Here is a 19,683-nt window from a genome sequence, read left to right as displayed (position 1 = left end):
GAAACTGTGCCACGCTTTAACTCGTTTCTAATCGTATTAGAAGCTCTACCTAAGCGTTTTGCAATAGCATAAGCAGACATTCCTTCGGAATGTAATAATGCAATTTGACCACGCTCATAAGCATTTAGGTGTTTATTTTTTCGAGATTTTGGTGTATTATTTAAGTAGTCCATAGTGTGCACCCTCCTGTAATGTTTTTATTTTGTGGTGATTTAATTATATTACAGTTTGGTCCACTATGGGCATTTTTTTATTAATTTTTTATTAGTTCAAGTTAATTTTACAATGAAGCATTCAATTTCTTCTTGAAGTCTTTTTTGTTTAGTAATATTTAAAGAGACATCTATAATTCCTATAAGTTTTCCTTCATTATTTTTAATAGGATAAGCTCTAATTAAAAGCAATCTTCCTTTAGGATCTATAACTCTTGATTCTTCTATTTCACCTGTTTTTTGGGCCTTTACTACTGCACAATTTTCACAAGGAGAATTAAGATTATGAAATGCTTTATAACAATGCTCACCTTTTACTTCATTTAAAGTGGAATTGACTCTGTTAAGTACTGTGTCATTTGCCCAGATTATTCTATTATTTAAGTCTTGACAAGTTACATCATCATGCAAATTGTTTAAAATACTAATTGAATTACTAGTAATATCTATTTCATCATCAAAATAATCTTTTAATAATTCTTTTATAATCACTTTACCCCTCCTTTATTACTAATATAATCTATTATTTATACATAAAGGATATTAATTCCTTTAATTACTACAAAATACATAAATCAATCAATCTCCTTGTATTAGCTGAAGAAAAACTAAATACTCATAGGAGTAAATCTAAAGAACCAGCAAAAAGATAAACCATTAATATTAAAAAGCACTTGCCTAATTTATCTTTGTTTAGGACTACTTATGAATTTTAGTCTCTTTTTACCTATCCATTTTCTAGATGCATTATGAAAACAAATAAAAACTTTGTCTCAACGACACAAAATTCTAATTGAAATTAGTTTGTGAAAACAATGACAAAGTTTAAAAGAATAGATATAATTACGTTATAATAGGTTGCAAAAAGATTTAATTCATATGTTATTTTCTCAATTAAAGACTTATGTTTGTTGCCTATTTTTTTATTCCACATTGTGAAGGATAGCACAATAAGTAAAATTTAGGAATAATTTTAGTAAATGATCTAACACTATATAATTTAATAATTACTTGGAGGGGTTTTAGTGATTAAAAACAAATTTAATACAAAAAAGATTTTAAGTTTCATTGCATTATTGTGGATTGCTTCTGGACACTTCTTTCCTATTAGACTATCTATAGGAGAAAAAATAGTTTCTATTAATGCTTTTTCAGAATTTTACTTAATACCTATATTTGGGATTTGGCGAATACGAAATGAAAAAGATCCATTTCAAAAAAAACGTTTAAAATGGATGTTAATTTTATTTGGAATATACTGGCTTATACTACCTGTCCTTTTAAGGAAAATTCCTGTTATTGATGGCACTTCTACAACTTTAACAACAGCATACCATACGATTGGTTCTATTGCTTTCTTTTTATTTTTTATAGCTGTTATCTTGTTTGGTAAAAGAGCAGATTGTGGTTGGAATTGTACTTGTGTTTTTACTCGAGAAACTGTTGGTTTTGCTTTTAGAGATAAAACAAAAAAAGGAGATTTTTGGTGGAAACTACGCCATTTAAAATGGATTTTACTTCTTTTAGTTTGGGCTTTCTTAATATATTTAATACTAGATCCTGAAGCTGCTAATGCTACCTTTAAAAGACCATTATATAAACTAATTCTTGATATTTATTATGGAACATTATTACTTGTTCCTTTAATAGGACATAGAAATATTTGTCGTTATGCATGTCCTTGGTCTGCTACTTGGGCAGTACTTAATAAAATAGGACCATATAAGATTATGGCTGATACTAGTAAATGTTTTAATTGTGGTATTTGTGAAAGAGAATGTGATATGGGAATTCCTATACAAAGCTTAATTTATAAGGAGAATATGATTGACACAGGAGAGTGTATGGGATGTGAGCGTTGTGTTCGCAAATGTCCTAAAGATGTTTTAACTATTGTAGACTTTAGAGATAAAATTCCAGGTTTTAATATGTCTTATAAACAAAGAGGTATTAGAGTAATATTAGGATTAACATTTGCTCTTTTGCCATTTGTTCTAAATAATACAATAAGCTTATATATAGGATTGGTTGCTTTATATTTATTTTTATCAGGACTATTTGGCTATTCCTTATTTTCAAAGATATTTAAAAATAAAATGCATAATAAAAAGCAATCAATATAGTATATCTCAATCTTAAATAATTAGTGACTTTTAATTAAAATATTCCAATTAGCAAAAATAATATATAAGTTAAAACTGTAGAAGAATCTCATTTTAAAATAAAATAAGGAGCAGATTAACCCCGCTCCTTTACACTGACATTATTTAAGTTCATAACTATGAGTAATTTCGGTATCTGGACCAATTGTTTGTACGATAAGACAATTCTTTTCTGCTAAATCTAAAGCTCGCTCTAACTTATCCTCTGGAATATTACCATAAATCTCAAAATGCATATGAATTTTTTCATAATACCGACGGCCTTCATCTGTAATATCACCTTCAGCATTGACATTCAAATCTTCAAAATCTAATCTCATTTTTTCTAAAATATTGATTAGATTAATAGTACTACAAGTACATAATCCCATCAAAAATGATTCTGTTGCCGAAATATCATCCTTACTGATAACTATTTCTTTACCATTTCCCTCACCAGTACAACAGAATTTTTTACCTGGCTCCCATTTTACATTTACTTCTGTCATCAATTTCATCCCCCTTAATTTTGAATAAGTCAAATATATCCTTCAATTATGTTATTACAATATAGACTTATCATTTCCTGCCTAATATAGAGATACAATACTAATAAGTTACTTTTAACCATTTGATTTTCTTATTACTTTTTCTCAATTATTTTTTAACTTTGATAACAACAAATCCTCCTTCACCATACCCTTTCTTAAAATTTTGCTCTTCAGGAAGGGATTAGTTTTCATTTTTTCTCTCACCAAGCACTATTCTTCTTAATTGTTCCACAACATTTTCTAATTCTTCTTTTGTTGTATAACGACCTAAACTAAACCTAACCGCCCCCATCGCTATTTCCTTGTCTATACTCATTACCTGTAAGATAGAGGAAGCTTCTTTTTTCCCTGAATGACAAGCTGAACCAGTCGAAGCAGCTATATCATCTAATTGACTTAATACTTCAAAACCATTTAACCCTTTAAAGCTTACATTCAATGTATTAGGAAGTCTCTTTTCTGGGTGACCATTAAGAGTCACCTGATTATTAAATTCATTAACTAACAAATCATAAAAATGATCAGTTAATCTTTTTAAGTGACCATTATTAAGATCCTTATTAGCTAATTCACAAGCTTTTCCTAATCCAACTTCAAAAATAACATTTTCAGTTCCAGCACGTTTTCCAAACTCTTGACTCGCACCATGAATTAAAGGTTCGATGTCTATCCCTTTTCTAATGTATAAAGCACCAATGCCTTTAGGTGCATACAATTTATGACCAGCAATTGATAAAAAATCTATTCCTAATTCACCAACTTTTGTAGAAATTTTACCAACTGATTGTGCAGCATCAGTATGTACTAAAATTCCTTTCTCATGAGCAATTCTACTAATTTCTTTTAAAGGTTGAATAGTACCAACTTCATTATTAGCATGCATAATTGTAATCAATATCGTTTTATTAGTAATTGCTTTACGGACATCTTCAACATTGACCATTCCATACCTATCTACAGGTAAATAAGTAATTTTAAACCCTTTCTTTTCTAGATATTTACATACATTAATTACTGCTTGATGTTCAATTTGTGAAGTAATGATATGATTTCCTTGCTGTTGATAAGCCTCAGCTACTCCTTTAATAACTGTATTATTCGATTCACTACCTCCACTGGTAAATATTATTTCTTCTGGGGTGGCTTCTAAAAGCTCTGCAATTTGGCCTCTTGCCTTCTTAATAGCACTTTTGGCTTTTTGTCCTAGTTCATGGCTACTTGATGGATTACCATATATATTATAGATATACGGTTCCATTGCTTTAGCTACTCTTTTATCGATTGGAGTTGTTGCATTATAATCTAGATAAATCATTATTTCACCTCTATTTATATATTTATTAATTAATGAGTCCATTCAATAACTTCTAAGCTAGTCTTTTCTTCAACTAATTTTTTGAGTTTCTTGCCAAACGGACATTTGTAATCGATATAACCTGGAGTTCCTCGCAAAATACAGGAAGCAAAAATAATTATCTCTGCTCCACGTTCCTTCATCGTCATAGCTCTGCTAATCGCTTTTTTCCCTGAGCAGCCTCCGCAAGTATTTAAGGCTATAATCTCTACTGGCCCAGTTTCTTCAAGTCCGCCTTTTCCTTCCCTAGCATTAGTAAAACAAGTAGTAGCTGGACAATAATCCTCGGTCTGTTGACATCTGATCAAACCTGCTTTAATTGTCATTGTTTATATTCCTCCTTTGAATATTACGCCCATATGCTAGATATCATCCTACCTTATGGGCGTATATTTTCTATCAGTATTTATAGTTACTTAAGGCATTAAGCTATAGTCTGTGATTTAGAAACTTCGATTCTATTTGCTTTATAAAATTTCTTTAAGATTAACAAATAGACAGCTACAGCAAAAATCACACTAATATAATTAATCGTTGAAATTATTGGACTTTGAAAATAAAATCCATGTACATAAATTCCCAAAACTTGGGAGCCAACAAAACCTCAGACCATCCCCCATTGTGGAGGAGCAAAATTACTCTTACCAAAATGATTTTTAAAATAATCACTTAATAAGTATAAAATAAATATACCCCAACCAATTGCCATCACGTATGAGACATTAATTATAAAGAATGATATTCCTTTAATGTCAATAGAAAAGTATGATTGAAGATAACTAGCTAATCTATAAAAGCTTAACCCATAAAGACAAATTATAGGTATAACTAAGAAATAAGCTGGTAATATTGATTTATCAGGTAATCTATCTTTTTTGATTTGAAGATAAATTAAGTAAACTAACTTTACAATTGATAGGAAAAATCCAATACTTAAAGTAAATAAAGAAGCAAAAGCAGCAATTCCAGCTATTTGTCCATTACCTGACATAGCTGCTATTCCTGTTCCTGTTAAATTAACTAGACCAAAAGCAAATACATCAAGTAACCAGATAAAATTAAATTTGCTTATATCTACAGATTCTGATAACCATATTTTAATAACCTTAAATTCTAACTTTAAAAGAGAAATCCACAAAAGTCCAAAAAAGATTAAGGACGGTAACATAAAATCTTGTAAGTTAGCTGATATTTGTGGAACAAAGAAGCCTACTGGCGCCCAAAAAACATTTGCACTCATAGATAAAGAAGCAATTATAGCAAAAATGCCTACATTTTTATATGGATCACTAATAAAACTAGCAACTTCTTTCTTACTTGTAACCCAAGATACTAATCCTTTTAAAAAGATAAAAGTTAATACAAAATGTGTTATTGTGAATAACAACATAATTGCAACCAAGGGAGAATATAACGTAGATTGGACACCTGTTAGTCCATTCCATGAAATATCTGATAAATTTATAAGCCCTTTCCCGTGAGGCACTGCAAATTGCAAGTAATTAAATGCCATCAGTGCTATTCCTCCAGCAGCCAGGGATGCTTGAAACATTAAGGGATGAAACTTGAAATTAGACTTCATTTTTTTCAACTCCTTAAATTAATTATTATTTTCTCGTATATCCTTCTATGGTCAAATCTTACGACACCAAAAAACACCTCCCTTTATCTTTAACAAATAATTTATTCTTGTTCATCAAGAATCTCTTGAGAAATATCTACTAATTCTGATAATTGTTCTAACATCACTCCTTTCATGATTTCTAGAGCTTCAACCATCTTAGGACTACAAATTTTATAAAATACATTTAATCCTTCTTTCCTAGTGCAAACAATCTTCTTTTCACGCAGTATTGATAGATGCTGAGAAACATTAGCATTACTAGTCTCCATTGCGTGAGCCAATTCACTAACATTCTTTTCTTCATCTAATAAAAGATAAACAATTTCAATCCTTTTAGGATTGGCAATAGCCTTGCAAACTTCAGCATGCATTTCATATAATCTTCTCTTATTATTCATCTTTAACACCCTTTATTAAATTATTTGGAATATCTTAATTAAGTAATTAAGTAATTCATTAAATACTTTATTATTAATTGTAATTATACTAAACAAATGTATAGTTGTCAATAATTTCTAACCAATCTCTTCTTCCACTTAATAATTACTCATCTTACCCCTCCTTATTAAGTTTAATTGATAATATATGGATTCTTCCTTCATTTTAGCTACCTTCTTTACTTCCTTAATATCAAAAAAGATTAAACTCTCTAAAAAGATAAATATCATGACCATCGACGCTGGGCCCTCTACAAGAATTGACTTTAACTTCTTGGGTTAGCTTCTATATATACCTCACAACCACTTACTAGTAGTTAAATTTTATCTAATATTTAAGCTTATTCTATTTTGTGATAAGACCAGTAAGAATATATTATACTCCCAATAACTGCTACCGCTATAGAAAGACTAAGATAGTATGCATTACTAGTCAATAAAGTTCCAATTAAACTAATTACACCTGCAATCATAAAAAGTTTACCTCCAAAACGATGGGTTCGATTCCATACCTCTTCACTTGCTAATGTCCAGGGAGTCTTAATTCCTAAAGACCAGTTACATTTAAAAGTAGGTGTATAGTTACCAAAAATAATCATTAATAATGATATTAGGATAAATATAGCCTTATTTACGTTCTTAATATAGCCTAATGCTACTAAAAAAGGAGACTTCTCTATATTTAGCATAACAAAAAACCAGCCTAATTAGCTGGTTTTGATAATAGTTATTCTACTTTATTTATGACAACTTCTGTAGCCTTTTTTGAGGGTTATCAAACTTTACAGTGGAAGGGTCAAAATAATCAGGATCATAATCTTCATCTAACCATTCTATAATTCGTTCATACTCTTCATCATCAGGATTATTAAGTATTTCTAATATTCTTTGATAGCCAGGAATACCGCTACAGTCTTCAGGTGGGCAAGCTCTCTCACCTTCTACACATATCGGATAATCCATTTCTTTTTTTGCTGGTTTAATCTCTTCAAATTCTATTATATGCTGCCAATAGTCACTGAAATCATAGATATAATTTACAGTCTTATTTTCCTCTGTAAAATAATCAGCTATTTTTACTTGCCAACTAAAAGTGAATTATTCACCAGTTAATATTTTACCATCTATTATTATAAATACCGTATTATTGATTAAACCCCTTTTAATATAGAGTGATTCTATAATAAAGTTATATTTATTCCAAATATTTTGTGGCAACCATCATATTTCATGCATAAAAACTTTTAATTTTAAAATAATAAAAAGTGTATATGAAGAATTAGGAGGTGATTATGATTTCTAACATTAAATGTGCTGTAGAAGAATGTCAATATAATGAAAGTGATTTATGTCAAGCTTCTACAATCCAAGTGAAAGCAGGGATGCAAGATCATGTAATTAGCACTTCAGGTGATACTGCATGTAAAACTTTTACCCCTAAAACAAATTTAAGTTAAATAATAACTAAGACTCCTGATTTAAAATCAGGAGTCTTAGTTACTATAATAGACATAATCAGTAGATAGTATAAACTCACCTTAATTTCTTTACTATTTCTTCTCTTTCCTTTGTAGTCTTTGGTTTAATTCTTTTTAATTTGTATAGGTTTTATTATTTATAACAATAATACATAATGTTGTTAAAATATTTTTTATCCTGTTGCTATACATATTCACTTTTTTAATTGAACATCATTAATTATAACTTCATCTACAATTTACTCTATCTTACTTTATTATATAGATGTTTTTATCATATTATATTTACCTTTACCTTGATCTCTACCTTTTCTCCTTCCATTACCATTCGATATACTAGAATAACCCACGTTCTGTTCATATCTATTCATCATACTTGGCTCATATATTTCTCTACTCAAAAAGTTACTTGAAGAGTTAAGAAATTATAGCAATTTATAAATAATTTTAATATCAGTATTTAACTAATACTAAAAATCTAACATGAATATCTTCAACAGCAATCTTATTCTTAATATTTTTATAATAACTCAAACTATAATGTTTGAGTAATAGAATCAATTGTAACTACTACTGCTGCTCTAGCCCAAGGAAAGTTTTCACTTATAAGTTCAAACTCCTCACCTGAGTTTTTAAATTCCGCAGTGCCTTCTATTAAAAATCCTGTGCCTGGTCCATTAAAACCTTCAACTTCACGACTACCTAAAGTCATAAGTACATTTTCATCTTCTTTAACATTATTTTCCGTTGTCTCCATTCCTCCAGCAGGAAATATCAACCGATCATCTTCAATAATATGAATATAACTATTCCATGTATTTACTAAATGCGGGCCCTTCTCACCTTGAGTAGCAATAGCAACAACATTCTCACTCTCTAACACTTGTAATATTTTCTCTTGAATCATTTCTATACACCCTTTCAATGCTTAATTTATTAGTAAATTAAATTTAACAAATATATTCTTTGCCTACTATGATATAACTCATATTAATACGACTATACTTGACATCAAGTATAATTGCCAAAATATTAACTAATAAATATGTTGTCCATAATATATAAAGAATATAATTTCTTAGTATAATTAAATAATTCATAATCAAGATTAATATTATAACTATTTGGCATTAAAAACTGATAGTTGTATCCTCCAATCAAACTTTTTAATTTTTTATTTGAAAGCAATCCAATTATGAACTGCCTTTAAATTAGATATTAACCTTAAAAAAAGCAAATCAAAATAATCATCGAAAAATGAAGGAATTACTCAAGTAATATCTAAATTCAACTATTAAGGATGATATCAGTTAGTTAACTGAAATATTGGTAAATCTTAAAAACAATTTAATAAACAATAAGTTTAAATTTAAGGTAGGTGGTCTTATATTGATAGAAAAAATATTCTAAAAAAGTAATTGAATTTTCAGTACAATTAGCTCAAGTGTATAACAAATTAAAAGGGATCTTTAATGTTTAAAATAAAAATATTACAGGAGGAGAAATATGCAATCCCAACAAGATGAACTAAAGAACAAAGTTAAATTTCGTAATAGTTTAATGGCAAAAGTAAATGGAACAATGATAATAATGTTAATTATATTTATTTCAATTTTAGGAGTTATAATTAATACTTCTGTCTCTAAAGAAATCACTAATTTAGCCCGTGCAAGAAATTTAGAAGTAGCCACATCTTTACAAATTGAAGCTAATGCTTTTTTTGATAAGGCTGAAAATACAGTTCAATTAATTTCTCATAGAAAGGAAATAAAGACACTTAATAAGTCAGAAATGTTGCGAATTTTTAAAAAAATAAAAACAGACCAAACTTATTTCGATGCTTTGTACTTAGGAACAACTACAGGGGAGATGATTTTACATCCTAAAGCTGACTTACCTGAGTCTTTTGATCCTAGAAGTAGACCTTGGTATAAAAAAGCTAAAAATGAAAATACCTTAATATGGTCTGATGTTTATTTAGATGCCACTAGCAAAAAACCCATCATTACTGTTGCTATGCCAATACATAATTCAAATGATGAATTTGTTGGAATTTTAGGTGGAGATATATCATTAGAAACTTTAAGTCAAAAAGTCGCTAGTAGAAAAATAGGTAAGTCAGGATATGCTTATATGATTAATAATAAAGGAGAAATAATAGCTCATCCTAATAAAAAAATGGTTGAAGAACAGTTTAATGTAAATAAATTATTTGATGCTAAAAGTATTTTAAATAAAGACCAAGGAAGTATAGAATACGAAGATAATGGTTTTTCAAAACTAGCTTCTTATGTATCCATTAATAGAATTAACGGAGCAATATTTGCCCAAGCACCATTCAAACAAATTTATGCACAAAAAGATAAACTTGGATGGTTAATATTTATTTATAGTATTATTATTGTTACTGTATTAGGTGTAACACTTTATTTTATAAATACAAAATACTTATTAAAACCAATTAATAATCTAATTAATAAAATCTCTAAGGTAGCTAAAGGAGATTTTACAATACAAACTAAAACAGGACGAAAAGATGAAATCGGTCAATTAGAAGCTGCATTAGATAAGATGAGTACTAATTTGAAAAATATAATAATTAAACTATCGGGAACAATTGAAGAATTATCAGCCTATAGTGAAGAATTATCAGCTTCTGCAGAGGAAGGAAATGCAACTATAGAAACAACCAATAATCTTTTAGAAGAAATGTCATCTAATATTCAACAAATTTCAGCTAGTGCTCAGGAAGTAACTAGTGTCGCTCAAGAAACTAGTTCTCAAGCAAAAATTGGTGGAAATAATATCAATGACACTGTAGGTAGTATTCAAGAGATTAATGAAGCAGTGGGAGGTACAGTAAAGGTTATCAATAACCTTGATAATAATTCCCAAGAAATTGGACAGATTGTAGAATTAATTACTGATATAGCTGAACAGACTAATCTATTAGCTCTAAATGCTGCTATAGAAGCAGCTAGAGCTGGAGAACATGGGCAAGGATTTGCAGTAGTCGCAGAAGAAATTAGAGAACTAGCAGAAGAGACAGCTAAAGCGACAGATGAAATTACTACTTTAGTGAAGCAAACACAAAAGCAATCAAACAATGGATTAGAGTCTGTTAAACAGGTGGAAGTTAAAGCAAAAGAAGGAAAAGAAATTGCTGTAGAAACTGGAGAAGTCTTTAAAAAAATCGAAAGTTCAATTGATCAGACATCTGATTACATTCAACAAACTGCTAATTCTACTCAGAATTTAGCTCAAAATAGTGATCAAATAATGACTGCCTCTCAAGATATTAGTAATATGTCTCAGGAGGTAACTAATTCTGCTCAAGAATTAGCAACTATGGCTCAAGAATTACAAAACTTAGTTGAACAATTTGAAGTTTAATCAATAATAAATATGCTAAATTCATTTAAAAGTTCAATATTTGACATAAAAGTCTAGAGCTAACTTAGCTTTAGACTTTTATTTCTTTATTACTCCACCCTAAATCCCAAGGGACTCTATGTCTATCTGCATTATGACAATTTACTAATATATATCCTTTAGAGTCTATTCTAGTAACAATCGACACATGTACAACTTTTCTCTTTTTCTCATAAGCTATATAATCTCCAGGAAGTAATTTATAAGAATATTTTAATAACTTACTGTAAGGACCACGAACTATTAGAGATGCTCTACCACTATTAACCATATATCTATTGAAAGCATGAGCATTTACCCAAGCTTTACTTCCTGATCCCCGCTTATAATTCCATCTGCGATTCTTTGTAAACCCTCCTCCTTCATATAGCATCTGAAAAGTAAAGTTTGCACAGTCACCTCCTTGATAACTATAATTTTTATATTTAGAATTGTATTTAAAACCATATTTCTGTGGACTAGCAGCACCACAATACTGGTCTACATCCTCTAGTGCTCTTGCTTTTTTTTCATTTAAGTTTGATAAGTCCTTAGGTTTTGAACCAGGAGCCTTAGTTATTATAATAAATATAATCAGTTAAAAGATAAGTACCAACTCATATAGCTACTGCTCCCAATCAGGTCTGGACCTGGGATATAATCTGGCTCAATGCTTTTATTAAGGGTATAATAGATGATGAGTTCTTGTCATAGCAACATATAAAAGCTTTAAATCCATCTCACTTTCTTCATACTTCTCATCTAAATTGACTATAAATACTACATCAAATTCTAGACCCTTAGCTAGATATGAAGGAACTATTACTACTCCAGCCTTATAGGTGTCATTCTTATCATTAATAATATCTATCTCAAATTGACCATTCTTTTCGAGTCTCTTTTTTAGTTTATTACACTCTTTAGGTGTCTTACATATTAAAGCTATTGATTTATAGTCTTCATCTTTCATTTCTAAAAACTCTTGAGAATATCTACATAGATATTTTGCTTTATCGACTGGAATATCTTCTTTAGAGTACTTTAAGATATTTTTTGCCTTAATACATTTTTATAATGTTCAAAAAGACTTGATTTAGTGAACTCTGCAAGATAGTCTTTAACTAAAGTTTTTGAAAGCTTATTTATTTCATCTAGCTTTTCTTCTTTTTCATTTACTAATGACTTTAAGATAGCTCTTTTTTCTTCTGATTCTTCCTTTGAATAGTTTATTCTTATCTTTGTATTATACTCATCTTCAATCTCTCTTAGAATTTTATCTTTTCTATGATTTAATCTATTAGATAAACTGTTCTTTATCTTCTCTATTCTTTTTTCAAAAGGAAGATGCTTTAGTTGATTTAAAAAGATATCATTTAGCTCTCCATATGAAAATAAAAGAAAATTACCCAGTTTAAAATCTTTTCTTGGTAAATATCTTTTTCCAATGTCATCAATATACTTATCTATAATATCTTTAAATTCAAGAGACCCTTTAAATGATGATGACCAAGTAATTAACTCTTTTTCAGCACCACTTATACTTTCACCTTCTATTAAGTTTATCATTTTCTCATCAGAGTCTATAAGAGCATATTCTTCTTCTATTATCTCGTCCATAAAATCTATAAATGTGGCTTGTCGCACATTTTCAACTCCTAATTCAGGTAAGACATCAGATATATAATCAATAAATAATTTATTTGGGGTTAATATCATAAAATTATCGGGATCAAAGTTTTCTTCATAGGTATATATAAGATAGGCTATACGGTGTAAAGCAATAGTGGTTTTTCCACTTCCAGCTACCCCTTGGACAATTAGTGGTTTATCAATCTCAGCTCTTATTACTTTATTTTGTTCTGCTTGAATAGTAGATGCTATATCTTTTAGTTTATTATCTGCATTTACATCTAACGAAGCCTGTAAAAAAGCATCATTAGTAGTAATATCAATATCAAGTATATCTTTTAATTTTCCATCTTCTATAGTAAATTGTCGTTTTAATAATATTTCACCATGCTCGGTTCCAACCTCTGTATCATAGCTTACCTCTCCTAATCTTCCTTCATAATATATACTTGCTAAAGGTGAACGCCAATCTATAATAAGAGGAAATTGTTTTTCAACTTCGTATAAAGAAATTTTTCCAATATAGTATTTTTGCGAATCTTGATTACCATCTCTTCTAAAATCAATCCTTGCAAAATATGGTTTATCTTTAACCTTAGATAAATTATTAAAAGTTTCATCAGCTTGGTCTATAAACTTAGAATTTATTAATATTCTAATATAACTCTGACTACTATCTAGAAAATCAAGTTCTTCCATGGCTTCTCTTATACCTTGATTATATTCCTCTTTGTATTCTTCTGTAGAATTTAAGATCTTTTTTATATAGTCCTTTGTATATTCTAATCTCTCAACTTCTTCTTGATAATCTGGATGATCTTTATTAGACATATAATCACTCCTTTTCATTTATAAGTTTGCATTTTTATATATTAAAATTCTTATATTTTGAAGGTTGGAGTAAAACCTTTAGTTTCGATGATTGAACCTAAATGGAATGTAAGACCTGTAGTTATCATTGATGGAACAATCATGCAAAATAGCATAAACCAAAAAGCTCTAGTCTTCTTAGCTTCCTTTAATGTCTATCATTCTTCTTTTAAAGCTGCTTCTCTAGCACATTGCAACACTAGTTACAACAGGCTAGAAATGTATGGTGCCAAGAGTGAGATACGAAACATTTGGCAACACCTAATAAAATTGAATTTTCCAAGACGCTAAAAACTATCAAAAATAAAGTTCTTTCACAATATTTAGTAAAGAAAAAACCACGCTCTTTCAGCGTGATTATAAGAAAAGAGAAATCAAATTAATTTTATGCTTTAAAATTTATCAAGAGGCACCTCTAAAGTATCAATAAATATATTAAAAGAAGTAAATAAATCTATTACTGAAACTAACTCTACTAATTCTACTTCTGTTAAACCTAAATCTTTAATTAATTTAAATTCTTGATCACTAATCTTATGTGCTTCAGTAGTTGATTTAACTGCAAACTTTAGAATTTTCTTCTCTTTATCCTTAATATCTGCCTCATCGATATCTTTAACTACACTCTGGATTATTTCCTCTGGTACTCCTAACTTCTGTAAAAATAATGAATGAGCACCAACACAATACTCACAACCATTAGCTTCAGAGACAACAACTGCTACCATCTCTTTTATTTTCCTATCTAAGTGACCTTCTAACATTAAACTTTTTACTTTTTCCCAATTAGCCTGCAAGACCTTTGGCTTTAAAGCTAAAGCTTTAAAAAGATTAGGAATTACCCCAAAGTTCTCTTTAATATCAGTATAAACTTCTTTAACTAATCCTTGAGCTTCTTCCTCTACAACTAGTTTAATCCTTTCCATTCATCTTCCTCCTTAATTTATTAAACATTAATTTTCATTATTAGAATACCTAATTTGATTGTTTATTATTGGTATTTACTTTAAAACCACTTAAGATTCTTGCATAATTAATTATGATTCATTCTTAAACCAGTTTAGAATTCAAATTAATTTATTAAGTAGAATTTATACTGTTCCTAGATTATGAACTCTACTTTGTTACACATATTATAATTATTCTTTACAAACCAGCTTTATCTAATATTGTATCTGCAACGTTTTCCGCACTTATAAATGGGAAATCATCACCAGTTAATAGTTCTCCTGCTTCTCCAGCAGTCATCTCTACCTCACCAGCTTTGCAAGTAGTATCAGATCCTTGTGGAAACGCTCCTAATAATGCTTCGGGTGTTTCAATTGGAAATTCTGCTCCTTCTAAAGCACCAACAATTTGATTCTTAATTTCTTCTCTTATTGACATAATAACTCCTCCTTGTTAGTTTAATTAAACCTAATTATCATCCTAACTTATTTAAAATCAAATTCTTAAAATAATTTAAATCAGTGGGAAATGGCTTAATAGCAACTTGAGCATATTCAAAAAATTCTAATATTTCTTCATCTGAAATCTCCCTAACTTTGGTGTCTACTAATAATATCCGATCATAAAAACCAAAATTTTGTCTTCCATCTATTTCATCCCAACCTAAACCTTTAACAAATATCTTCCGCCAATTATTAAGCCAACCACTAGTCAAGTAAAAATTATTTGCTTTCCTATCCAATTGTTGTCTCTTGTCACCATGTAAAGCACCAATACAATCTTTTATAGCTAACCTTTCTCCTCCAAATTCTGTAATTATTTCATCAATGTCTGGATGACAGCTACCAAAGATAACTAATACTTCTTTATGTTTCTGTGCAACTTTTTCTAACACTTGCACTAGCCTTTCCTCTAACCTGTCTAAGTCTACATGTAATGCCGGGTCTATATAATACCTTGATAATCTTATATCTTCAGATTGGCATATTGTTTCTAATTCTTCCTTTAAGATTCCACAAGCTACAAGAGCAGTTTCTTGATTCATTTTTCCCTCCTTTCTTACTTTCACTAAGGTAAGTATATAATAGAAAATAAATCAGTTCTGTAAAATATTTAACTAAATTTGTAATTAAATTAAGATTTATCATTATTAAAATAAAATAACCAGTCAATCTCTAATATTGATCGAGATCAACTGGTTAAAAACTTCTTCTATATTAACTAATCAAACTTAATAAGGAATCTGGTTCACTAATCATAAATTTTTTATTATGTTTTATAATACCTTCTAATTGACTTAATGCTTTAGTCACCATTACTCGAGAAGCTCCAATAAACTCAGCTACATCTTGATGAGTCAGTTCCAAATCAATAGTAACACCTTTAGAACTTTCAATTCCATACTCTTCACTTAAATGAAAAAATAAATTAATTAATCTTCCCTTTACATCATACATGGCTAAACTATCTACTCGTTTAGTAAACTGTTCTAATTTCTTTCCTAGAGTTTTGATTATTTTTAATCCTACTTGTGGATATTCATCAATTAATCTTTCAAATTCTTGCTTAGTACACGCACAAATAAAGGCATCCTCTACTACTGTTGCTGTAAATGCATGTTCAGAATCACTAAATAAAGCATTTTCACCTAAAACTTGATCACTACTAATAATTTGTAAAGTTATTTCTTTACCATTTTTAAATAATCTTGAAAGCTTAACCTGACCACTTTTTATTAAGTAAATAGCTTCCATCTTTTCACCTTCATTAAATAGTATTTCCCCACCTTCATATAGGCGTCCTTTAGCAAATGAGGGAACCATTAATAATTCTTTATTAGATAAACCTTCAAATATTGATAACTCTCGCATACAACTAAGCTTCTCCACTTTATCACCCCGATTTCACAATAATTTAAAATACTAATTTTAATATTGTCATATTTCTTTATTCAATTGAAAAATCCTGGCTTTTCTCTAATTTATATAATATTTATGACATTAAAGATTACTAAGTTGTTTAGCCACATTCTTTACTTTAGATTCAATTTCATGATCATCTTCCCGATCAATATTTGATTCTCTACCAGCCGCACCAGCACTAAAACCTATAATTTTCATTTTGTCTTCCTCCTTCTACTTCTATATTTAACAGTTTCTATATATTAATTATATCCCTATCATTACTCAAATGAAGAATTTTAACTACTGTTGTAATTACTTATTAAACCAAGGAAAACTAGTTAAAACTATTTCTTCTTTTTCTTTTCCTAAATCAATTGAATCTAATATTACTTTTATTTTATCAAGAGAAAAATTCTAATCTTTTGAATACAATTTAACATAAAATAAGTTTATCTTTTATAAATTAAACTCTACCTTCTATTAAAAATCCTATTCCTAAAACATTATGTTTTATCTTTCTACAATAATAATTTTTTTCAGTCCATAATAGGTTTTCCCCATCTCCTCCTGAGATGAGAAAACTATTTTACCATTGTCGTAATTCAATTGGTAATCCATCTGGATCTCTTATTTCAGCTCTTTTAGAAGAACCTAAATCTACTGGGCCCCAACTAATCTCTATTCCTTTATCTTCTAGATACTTTATTGTGTCTTCTATATCTTTTACTTCTAAGGCTAACATTCTATAACCTACTTGCCATTCTGTTTTTGAACTAGATTTTGGTTCTTCTACAGATAATAATTCAAGCATTGAATCATCTAATTCTAAATAGACGACTTCCTTTATTGGGGATGCATCAACTTCTTCTCTTTGTTTAATCTTAAATCCCAATATTTCAGTATAAAATGTAATTGATACTTCGATATCTGACGGTATGATTTCAACATGGTCAATTCTTTTAAACATTTTAACCCTCCTACTTCATATTTCCAATAGTATTATGACTTAAATTTACCAATATATTAATTTAAATCATAGCTTTTTTATGTTCACATCCTGGGGGACATTTATTAATCTCACAATCCTTACACTGCTCAAGAGAATCTATTGCACTCTTAATATTCTCTTTTGTATCTTTTAAATCTTGAATTTCTTCTTCTATCTGTTGTAACTGCTTACCAAGTAATGAAAGACTAGCAGAAGCTCTTTGTGATTTATCATCACTAATTTCTATAGAATCAATTAACTTCTTTATTTTATCTAATGGAAAGTCTATCTTCTTAAACCGATTTATAAATAGAAGTCTAGAGAGGTCATTTTCATTATATAATCGAAATCCACCTTCACTTCTTTCCGAAGGAGACAATAAACCTAACTCTTCATAATAACGTATAGTTCTTTTAGTCACTCCAGCTGTTTGAGCCAATTCACCTATCTTTAATAAACTTTGTTTATCTTTTTCCAAATCAAGGCCTCCCTATTTTTCTTTGCTTTATTATATCAAAAGAAGGCCTATACAGCAACATCTCTCAATATCTCATCTATAAAAATCATAATATAATCTATTCATCATTATTAATTAGAAAGTGGACAAGCCTTTATACATATCCCACATCTTTTTCCACCTAATTTAACAAAAATCTCATGATAACATTTCTCTTTATCTATATGCCATCCTTCTTGAGGAGTATATTTATTTTCCCAATCATCTAAAGCATTTCTTGGGCATGCCTTTATACATTTTAAACATTTATTACAGACCTGCTCTGCCTCATAGCTTGTAGGTGCTAATTCAGCGGTAGTAAGGATAGTTGTAAACCGAACTCTAGGACCATACTCAGGTGTAATAACTAAGTTATTAAGACCAAACTTCCCTAAACCAGCAGCCACTGCAATATGTTTGTGCGATATATCGGCTGCTAATCTTTTAGCATCACCAATACTAGCCGTTCCTGGTATACCTAAAGCTAGGTGACCCTTTTCCTCTAAAAATTTACCTACTTGATGATTAATTAAATTAAGCTTCTGATTAGCAAGATTAAATTCTAGCATATAACTATTCCTGCTCGTTGGCAAATTTAAAACTCCACCTTTATTTAAGGCATAAGCAATCGAAACCGCACTCTTAGCTCCTGATAAGTAATCGGTTGGGTGATGATTGTTAGGAAAATCTAGTTTCCTTACATCAACTACTCCTACCAAATCTGCACCTTTCTGCTTAGCAAAATTAATAGCTTTTTTAGTTAAATCCTCCATATCAAATCATCTCCTCAAACCTTTATTAATTTTCAAATTTATTCTTATCCAGCTTGAATCACTTAAGTCTTTAATTCATTATTAACAATTTAAAGCCCTTCTAATACGAAGGGCTTTAAATTAGCATATAAGTAAAATTATAATAATGATTCTGCTTGTTCAGCTTCAAATAATACTTTACCATCTTCAGCATGTGCTGTTCCTGTCAAACGATACCCTTTTGGCTCATCATTAGTAGATGCTAAAACCACCTGCATATCTCCTGTGTCTACTAAATTCTCTTGAGTAGTCTCCATCTTATAGATACCAAAAGTAAGTACATCATCATTTATCTCCTTTACCTCACCAACAACAATTAAATGTTGTTCTCCTTGAGAAGACACTGTACTAATTGGTACAAATGGAGCCTCTTTAGCCAAATTCTTAATTTCATCATTTAAAACCATTTTTTTATACCTCCTATTTAAGATTTTAGTTTAACTATAAATCATAATACCATAATCTTTACGTAAACGTCAAGCTAATAGTAAGGTTTTTTAGCATATTCATTTAGAAAAATAATATAAATCTTTTAATTGAATTTTTTATATCTAATCTAATTTCACTTTTTGTCGCCATTTATAAGGCAACTCTATTATAGTACCTGGTTCATCAATTTCTTTTATTGACATTAAACTCTCTTTAATCACCTTTAGTTGTAATCCCGTATTACCTGGATCTCCAAATGGAGCACCAAAGACAAAATTAGTATTGATTGTTCGTGGTGCTTGTACTAAATTAGCAACTTCTAAAAACATATTTAATGTTACAGTAATTATATCATTCTCTTCTAATTTTCTTGCTAACAATCCCACGGATTGATTGCAT

25 protein-coding genes and 1 pseudogene are annotated in these 19,683 nt (G+C 29.3%); 3 read left to right on the top strand and 23 right to left on the bottom strand.

The annotated features are described in order from the left end of the window. Together B5D41_RS09675 and B5D41_RS09670 are read right to left on the bottom strand one after the other, a co-directional pair. The coding region (locus tag B5D41_RS09675) for a helix-turn-helix domain-containing protein (RefSeq protein WP_143555695.1) at window positions 1-173 on the bottom strand (173 nt) is incomplete at its 3' end. 96 nt (window positions 174-269) lie between these two features. Continuing rightward, window positions 270-704, bottom strand: a complete 435-nt coding sequence (locus tag B5D41_RS09670; protein WP_078810420.1) for a PAS domain-containing protein — start codon at window positions 702-704, stop codon at window positions 270-272. A gap of 533 nt (window positions 705-1,237) precedes the next feature. Between B5D41_RS09670 and B5D41_RS09665 the strand changes: the two genes are divergently transcribed. Continuing rightward, window positions 1,238-2,335 carry a 4Fe-4S dicluster domain-containing protein gene (locus tag B5D41_RS09665; protein ID WP_078810419.1) on the top strand — a complete coding sequence of 366 codons (1,098 nt, stop codon included), beginning with the start codon at window positions 1,238-1,240 and terminating at the stop codon, window positions 2,333-2,335. Window positions 2,336-2,475: 140 nt separating this feature from the next. Here the strand turns inward: B5D41_RS09665 and B5D41_RS09660 are convergent, their stop codons facing one another. From B5D41_RS09660 to B5D41_RS09630, 8 genes are all read right to left on the bottom strand, one after another. Beyond that, window positions 2,476-2,862 (bottom strand): OsmC family protein, encoded by a 387-nt coding sequence (locus B5D41_RS09660; protein ID WP_159442937.1) that lies wholly within the window; start codon window positions 2,860-2,862, stop codon window positions 2,476-2,478. Between the two features lie 223 nt (window positions 2,863-3,085). Next, window positions 3,086-4,219, bottom strand: coding sequence for a cysteine desulfurase family protein (locus B5D41_RS09655; protein ID WP_078810427.1), 1,134 nt, complete (start codon window positions 4,217-4,219; stop codon window positions 3,086-3,088). Between the two features lie 29 nt (window positions 4,220-4,248). After that, window positions 4,249-4,584 carry a CGGC domain-containing protein gene (locus B5D41_RS09650; protein ID WP_200806462.1) on the bottom strand — a complete coding sequence of 112 codons (336 nt, stop codon included), beginning with the start codon at window positions 4,582-4,584 and terminating at the stop codon, window positions 4,249-4,251. 98 nt (window positions 4,585-4,682) lie between these two features. Further along, a complete protein-coding gene (gene tsoY / locus B5D41_RS09645) occupies window positions 4,683-5,840 on the bottom strand; it encodes a selenoprotein TsoY (protein WP_376797710.1) in 1,158 nt (385 codons plus the stop codon). A gap of 101 nt (window positions 5,841-5,941) precedes the next feature. Next, a complete protein-coding gene (locus B5D41_RS09640) occupies window positions 5,942-6,280 on the bottom strand; it encodes an ArsR/SmtB family transcription factor (RefSeq protein ID WP_078810416.1) in 339 nt (112 codons plus the stop codon). Window positions 6,281-6,418: 138 nt separating this feature from the next. After that, entirely contained in the window at window positions 6,419-6,556 is a 138-nt protein-coding gene (locus tag B5D41_RS14130; protein WP_159442936.1) for a hypothetical protein, read from the bottom strand. Window positions 6,557-6,660: 104 nt separating this feature from the next. Then, window positions 6,661-7,008 carry an SdpI family protein gene (locus B5D41_RS09635; RefSeq protein WP_078810415.1) on the bottom strand — a complete coding sequence of 116 codons (348 nt, stop codon included), beginning with the start codon at window positions 7,006-7,008 and terminating at the stop codon, window positions 6,661-6,663. A 52-nt stretch (window positions 7,009-7,060) separates the two neighbouring features. Then, window positions 7,061-7,393 carry a plasmid pRiA4b ORF-3 family protein gene (locus B5D41_RS09630; RefSeq protein WP_078810414.1) on the bottom strand — a complete coding sequence of 111 codons (333 nt, stop codon included), beginning with the start codon at window positions 7,391-7,393 and terminating at the stop codon, window positions 7,061-7,063. 218 nt (window positions 7,394-7,611) lie between these two features. Here B5D41_RS09630 and B5D41_RS09625 point away from each other — a divergent pair, with 218 nt between their 5' ends. Continuing rightward, window positions 7,612-7,776, top strand: a complete 165-nt coding sequence (locus B5D41_RS09625) for a DUF1540 domain-containing protein (RefSeq protein WP_200806461.1) — start codon at window positions 7,612-7,614, stop codon at window positions 7,774-7,776. A 556-nt stretch (window positions 7,777-8,332) separates the two neighbouring features. On the opposite strand, the gene B5D41_RS09620 is transcribed toward B5D41_RS09625, so the two are convergent. Beyond that, window positions 8,333-8,704, bottom strand: a complete 372-nt coding sequence (locus B5D41_RS09620; RefSeq protein ID WP_078810413.1) for a pyridoxamine 5'-phosphate oxidase family protein — start codon at window positions 8,702-8,704, stop codon at window positions 8,333-8,335. Between the two features lie 599 nt (window positions 8,705-9,303). Here B5D41_RS09620 and B5D41_RS09615 point away from each other — a divergent pair. Further along, the gene (locus B5D41_RS09615) at window positions 9,304-11,190 is read left to right on the top strand and encodes a methyl-accepting chemotaxis protein (RefSeq protein WP_078810412.1); all 1,887 of its coding nucleotides are present in this window, start codon (window positions 9,304-9,306) and stop codon (window positions 11,188-11,190) included. Window positions 11,191-11,260: 70 nt separating this feature from the next. Here the strand turns inward: B5D41_RS09615 and B5D41_RS09610 are convergent. From B5D41_RS09610 to B5D41_RS09555, 12 genes and pseudogenes are all read right to left on the bottom strand, one after another. Beyond that, window positions 11,261-11,767, bottom strand: a pseudogene (locus B5D41_RS09610) (amidase domain-containing protein); the annotation flags it as partial. 120 nt (window positions 11,768-11,887) lie between these two features. After that, window positions 11,888-12,178, bottom strand: a complete 291-nt coding sequence (locus B5D41_RS09605) for an ATP-binding domain-containing protein (RefSeq protein WP_078810410.1) — start codon at window positions 12,176-12,178, stop codon at window positions 11,888-11,890. 71 nt (window positions 12,179-12,249) lie between these two features. Further along, entirely contained in the window at window positions 12,250-13,668 is a 1,419-nt protein-coding gene (locus tag B5D41_RS09600; RefSeq protein ID WP_078810409.1) for a HelD family protein, read from the bottom strand. Window positions 13,669-14,099: 431 nt separating this feature from the next. Further along, window positions 14,100-14,633 carry a carboxymuconolactone decarboxylase family protein gene (locus B5D41_RS09595; RefSeq protein WP_078810408.1) on the bottom strand — a complete coding sequence of 178 codons (534 nt, stop codon included), beginning with the start codon at window positions 14,631-14,633 and terminating at the stop codon, window positions 14,100-14,102. 220 nt (window positions 14,634-14,853) lie between these two features. Next, on the bottom strand, window positions 14,854-15,093 hold the full coding sequence (locus B5D41_RS09590) for an MTH865 family protein (protein WP_078810407.1): 240 nt from the start codon (window positions 15,091-15,093) through the stop codon (window positions 14,854-14,856). A 37-nt stretch (window positions 15,094-15,130) separates the two neighbouring features. After that, window positions 15,131-15,700 carry a DUF1638 domain-containing protein gene (locus tag B5D41_RS09585; protein WP_078810406.1) on the bottom strand — a complete coding sequence of 190 codons (570 nt, stop codon included), beginning with the start codon at window positions 15,698-15,700 and terminating at the stop codon, window positions 15,131-15,133. Window positions 15,701-15,872: 172 nt separating this feature from the next. Next, the gene (locus B5D41_RS09580; RefSeq protein WP_143555692.1) at window positions 15,873-16,544 is read right to left on the bottom strand and encodes a Crp/Fnr family transcriptional regulator; all 672 of its coding nucleotides are present in this window, start codon (window positions 16,542-16,544) and stop codon (window positions 15,873-15,875) included. Between the two features lie 601 nt (window positions 16,545-17,145). Then, window positions 17,146-17,526, bottom strand: coding sequence for a VOC family protein (locus tag B5D41_RS09575; RefSeq protein WP_078810404.1), 381 nt, complete (start codon window positions 17,524-17,526; stop codon window positions 17,146-17,148). Between the two features lie 61 nt (window positions 17,527-17,587). Beyond that, a complete protein-coding gene (locus B5D41_RS14485; protein ID WP_078810403.1) occupies window positions 17,588-18,025 on the bottom strand; it encodes a MerR family transcriptional regulator in 438 nt (145 codons plus the stop codon). 110 nt (window positions 18,026-18,135) lie between these two features. Next, a complete protein-coding gene (locus B5D41_RS09565; protein ID WP_078810402.1) occupies window positions 18,136-18,816 on the bottom strand; it encodes a 4Fe-4S dicluster domain-containing protein in 681 nt (226 codons plus the stop codon). Window positions 18,817-18,953: 137 nt separating this feature from the next. Continuing rightward, on the bottom strand, window positions 18,954-19,262 hold the full coding sequence (locus tag B5D41_RS09560; RefSeq protein ID WP_078810401.1) for a pyridoxamine 5'-phosphate oxidase family protein: 309 nt from the start codon (window positions 19,260-19,262) through the stop codon (window positions 18,954-18,956). 144 nt (window positions 19,263-19,406) lie between these two features. Further along, window positions 19,407-19,664 (bottom strand): hypothetical protein, encoded by a 258-nt coding sequence (locus B5D41_RS09555; protein WP_143555691.1) that lies wholly within the window; start codon window positions 19,662-19,664, stop codon window positions 19,407-19,409. Between the last annotated feature and the right edge of the window lie 19 nt (window positions 19,665-19,683).

Origin of the sequence: Selenihalanaerobacter shriftii, from assembly GCF_900167185.1 — a bacterium.
Classification (GTDB): domain Bacteria; phylum Bacillota; class Halanaerobiia; order Halobacteroidales; family Acetohalobiaceae; genus Selenihalanaerobacter; species Selenihalanaerobacter shriftii.
Note: the sequence above shows the minus strand (reverse complement) of the source record. Positions and strands in the feature narration are given on the sequence as shown.

Bases quoted from the DNA above. Each gene is read 5' to 3' on its own strand.
- B5D41_RS09660 (WP_159442937.1), bottom strand. From the start codon at position 2,862: ATGACAGAAGTAAATGTAAAATGGGAGCCAGGTAAAAAATTCTGTTGT.
- B5D41_RS09655 (WP_078810427.1), bottom strand. From the start codon at position 4,219: ATGATTTATCTAGATTATAATGCAACAACTCCAATCGATAAAAGAGTA.
- B5D41_RS09650 (WP_200806462.1), bottom strand. From the start codon at position 4,584: ATGACAATTAAAGCAGGTTTGATCAGATGTCAACAGACCGAGGATTAT.
- B5D41_RS09640 (WP_078810416.1), bottom strand. From the start codon at position 6,280: ATGAATAATAAGAGAAGATTATATGAAATGCATGCTGAAGTTTGCAAG.
- B5D41_RS14130 (WP_159442936.1), bottom strand. From the start codon at position 6,556: ATGGTCATGATATTTATCTTTTTAGAGAGTTTAATCTTTTTTGATATT.
- B5D41_RS09635 (WP_078810415.1), bottom strand. From the start codon at position 7,008: ATGCTAAATATAGAGAAGTCTCCTTTTTTAGTAGCATTAGGCTATATT.
- B5D41_RS09625 (WP_200806461.1), top strand. From the start codon at position 7,612: ATGATTTCTAACATTAAATGTGCTGTAGAAGAATGTCAATATAATGAA.
- B5D41_RS09620 (WP_078810413.1), bottom strand. From the start codon at position 8,704: ATGATTCAAGAGAAAATATTACAAGTGTTAGAGAGTGAGAATGTTGTT.
- B5D41_RS09615 (WP_078810412.1), top strand. From the start codon at position 9,304: ATGCAATCCCAACAAGATGAACTAAAGAACAAAGTTAAATTTCGTAAT.
- B5D41_RS09605 (WP_078810410.1), bottom strand. From the start codon at position 12,178: ATGAAAGATGAAGACTATAAATCAATAGCTTTAATATGTAAGACACCT.
- B5D41_RS09600 (WP_078810409.1), bottom strand. From the start codon at position 13,668: ATGTCTAATAAAGATCATCCAGATTATCAAGAAGAAGTTGAGAGATTA.
- B5D41_RS09595 (WP_078810408.1), bottom strand. From the start codon at position 14,633: ATGGAAAGGATTAAACTAGTTGTAGAGGAAGAAGCTCAAGGATTAGTT.
- B5D41_RS09590 (WP_078810407.1), bottom strand. From the start codon at position 15,093: ATGTCAATAAGAGAAGAAATTAAGAATCAAATTGTTGGTGCTTTAGAA.
- B5D41_RS09585 (WP_078810406.1), bottom strand. From the start codon at position 15,700: ATGAATCAAGAAACTGCTCTTGTAGCTTGTGGAATCTTAAAGGAAGAA.
- B5D41_RS09575 (WP_078810404.1), bottom strand. From the start codon at position 17,526: ATGTTTAAAAGAATTGACCATGTTGAAATCATACCGTCAGATATCGAA.
- B5D41_RS09565 (WP_078810402.1), bottom strand. From the start codon at position 18,816: ATGGAGGATTTAACTAAAAAAGCTATTAATTTTGCTAAGCAGAAAGGT.
- B5D41_RS09560 (WP_078810401.1), bottom strand. From the start codon at position 19,262: ATGGTTTTAAATGATGAAATTAAGAATTTGGCTAAAGAGGCTCCATTT.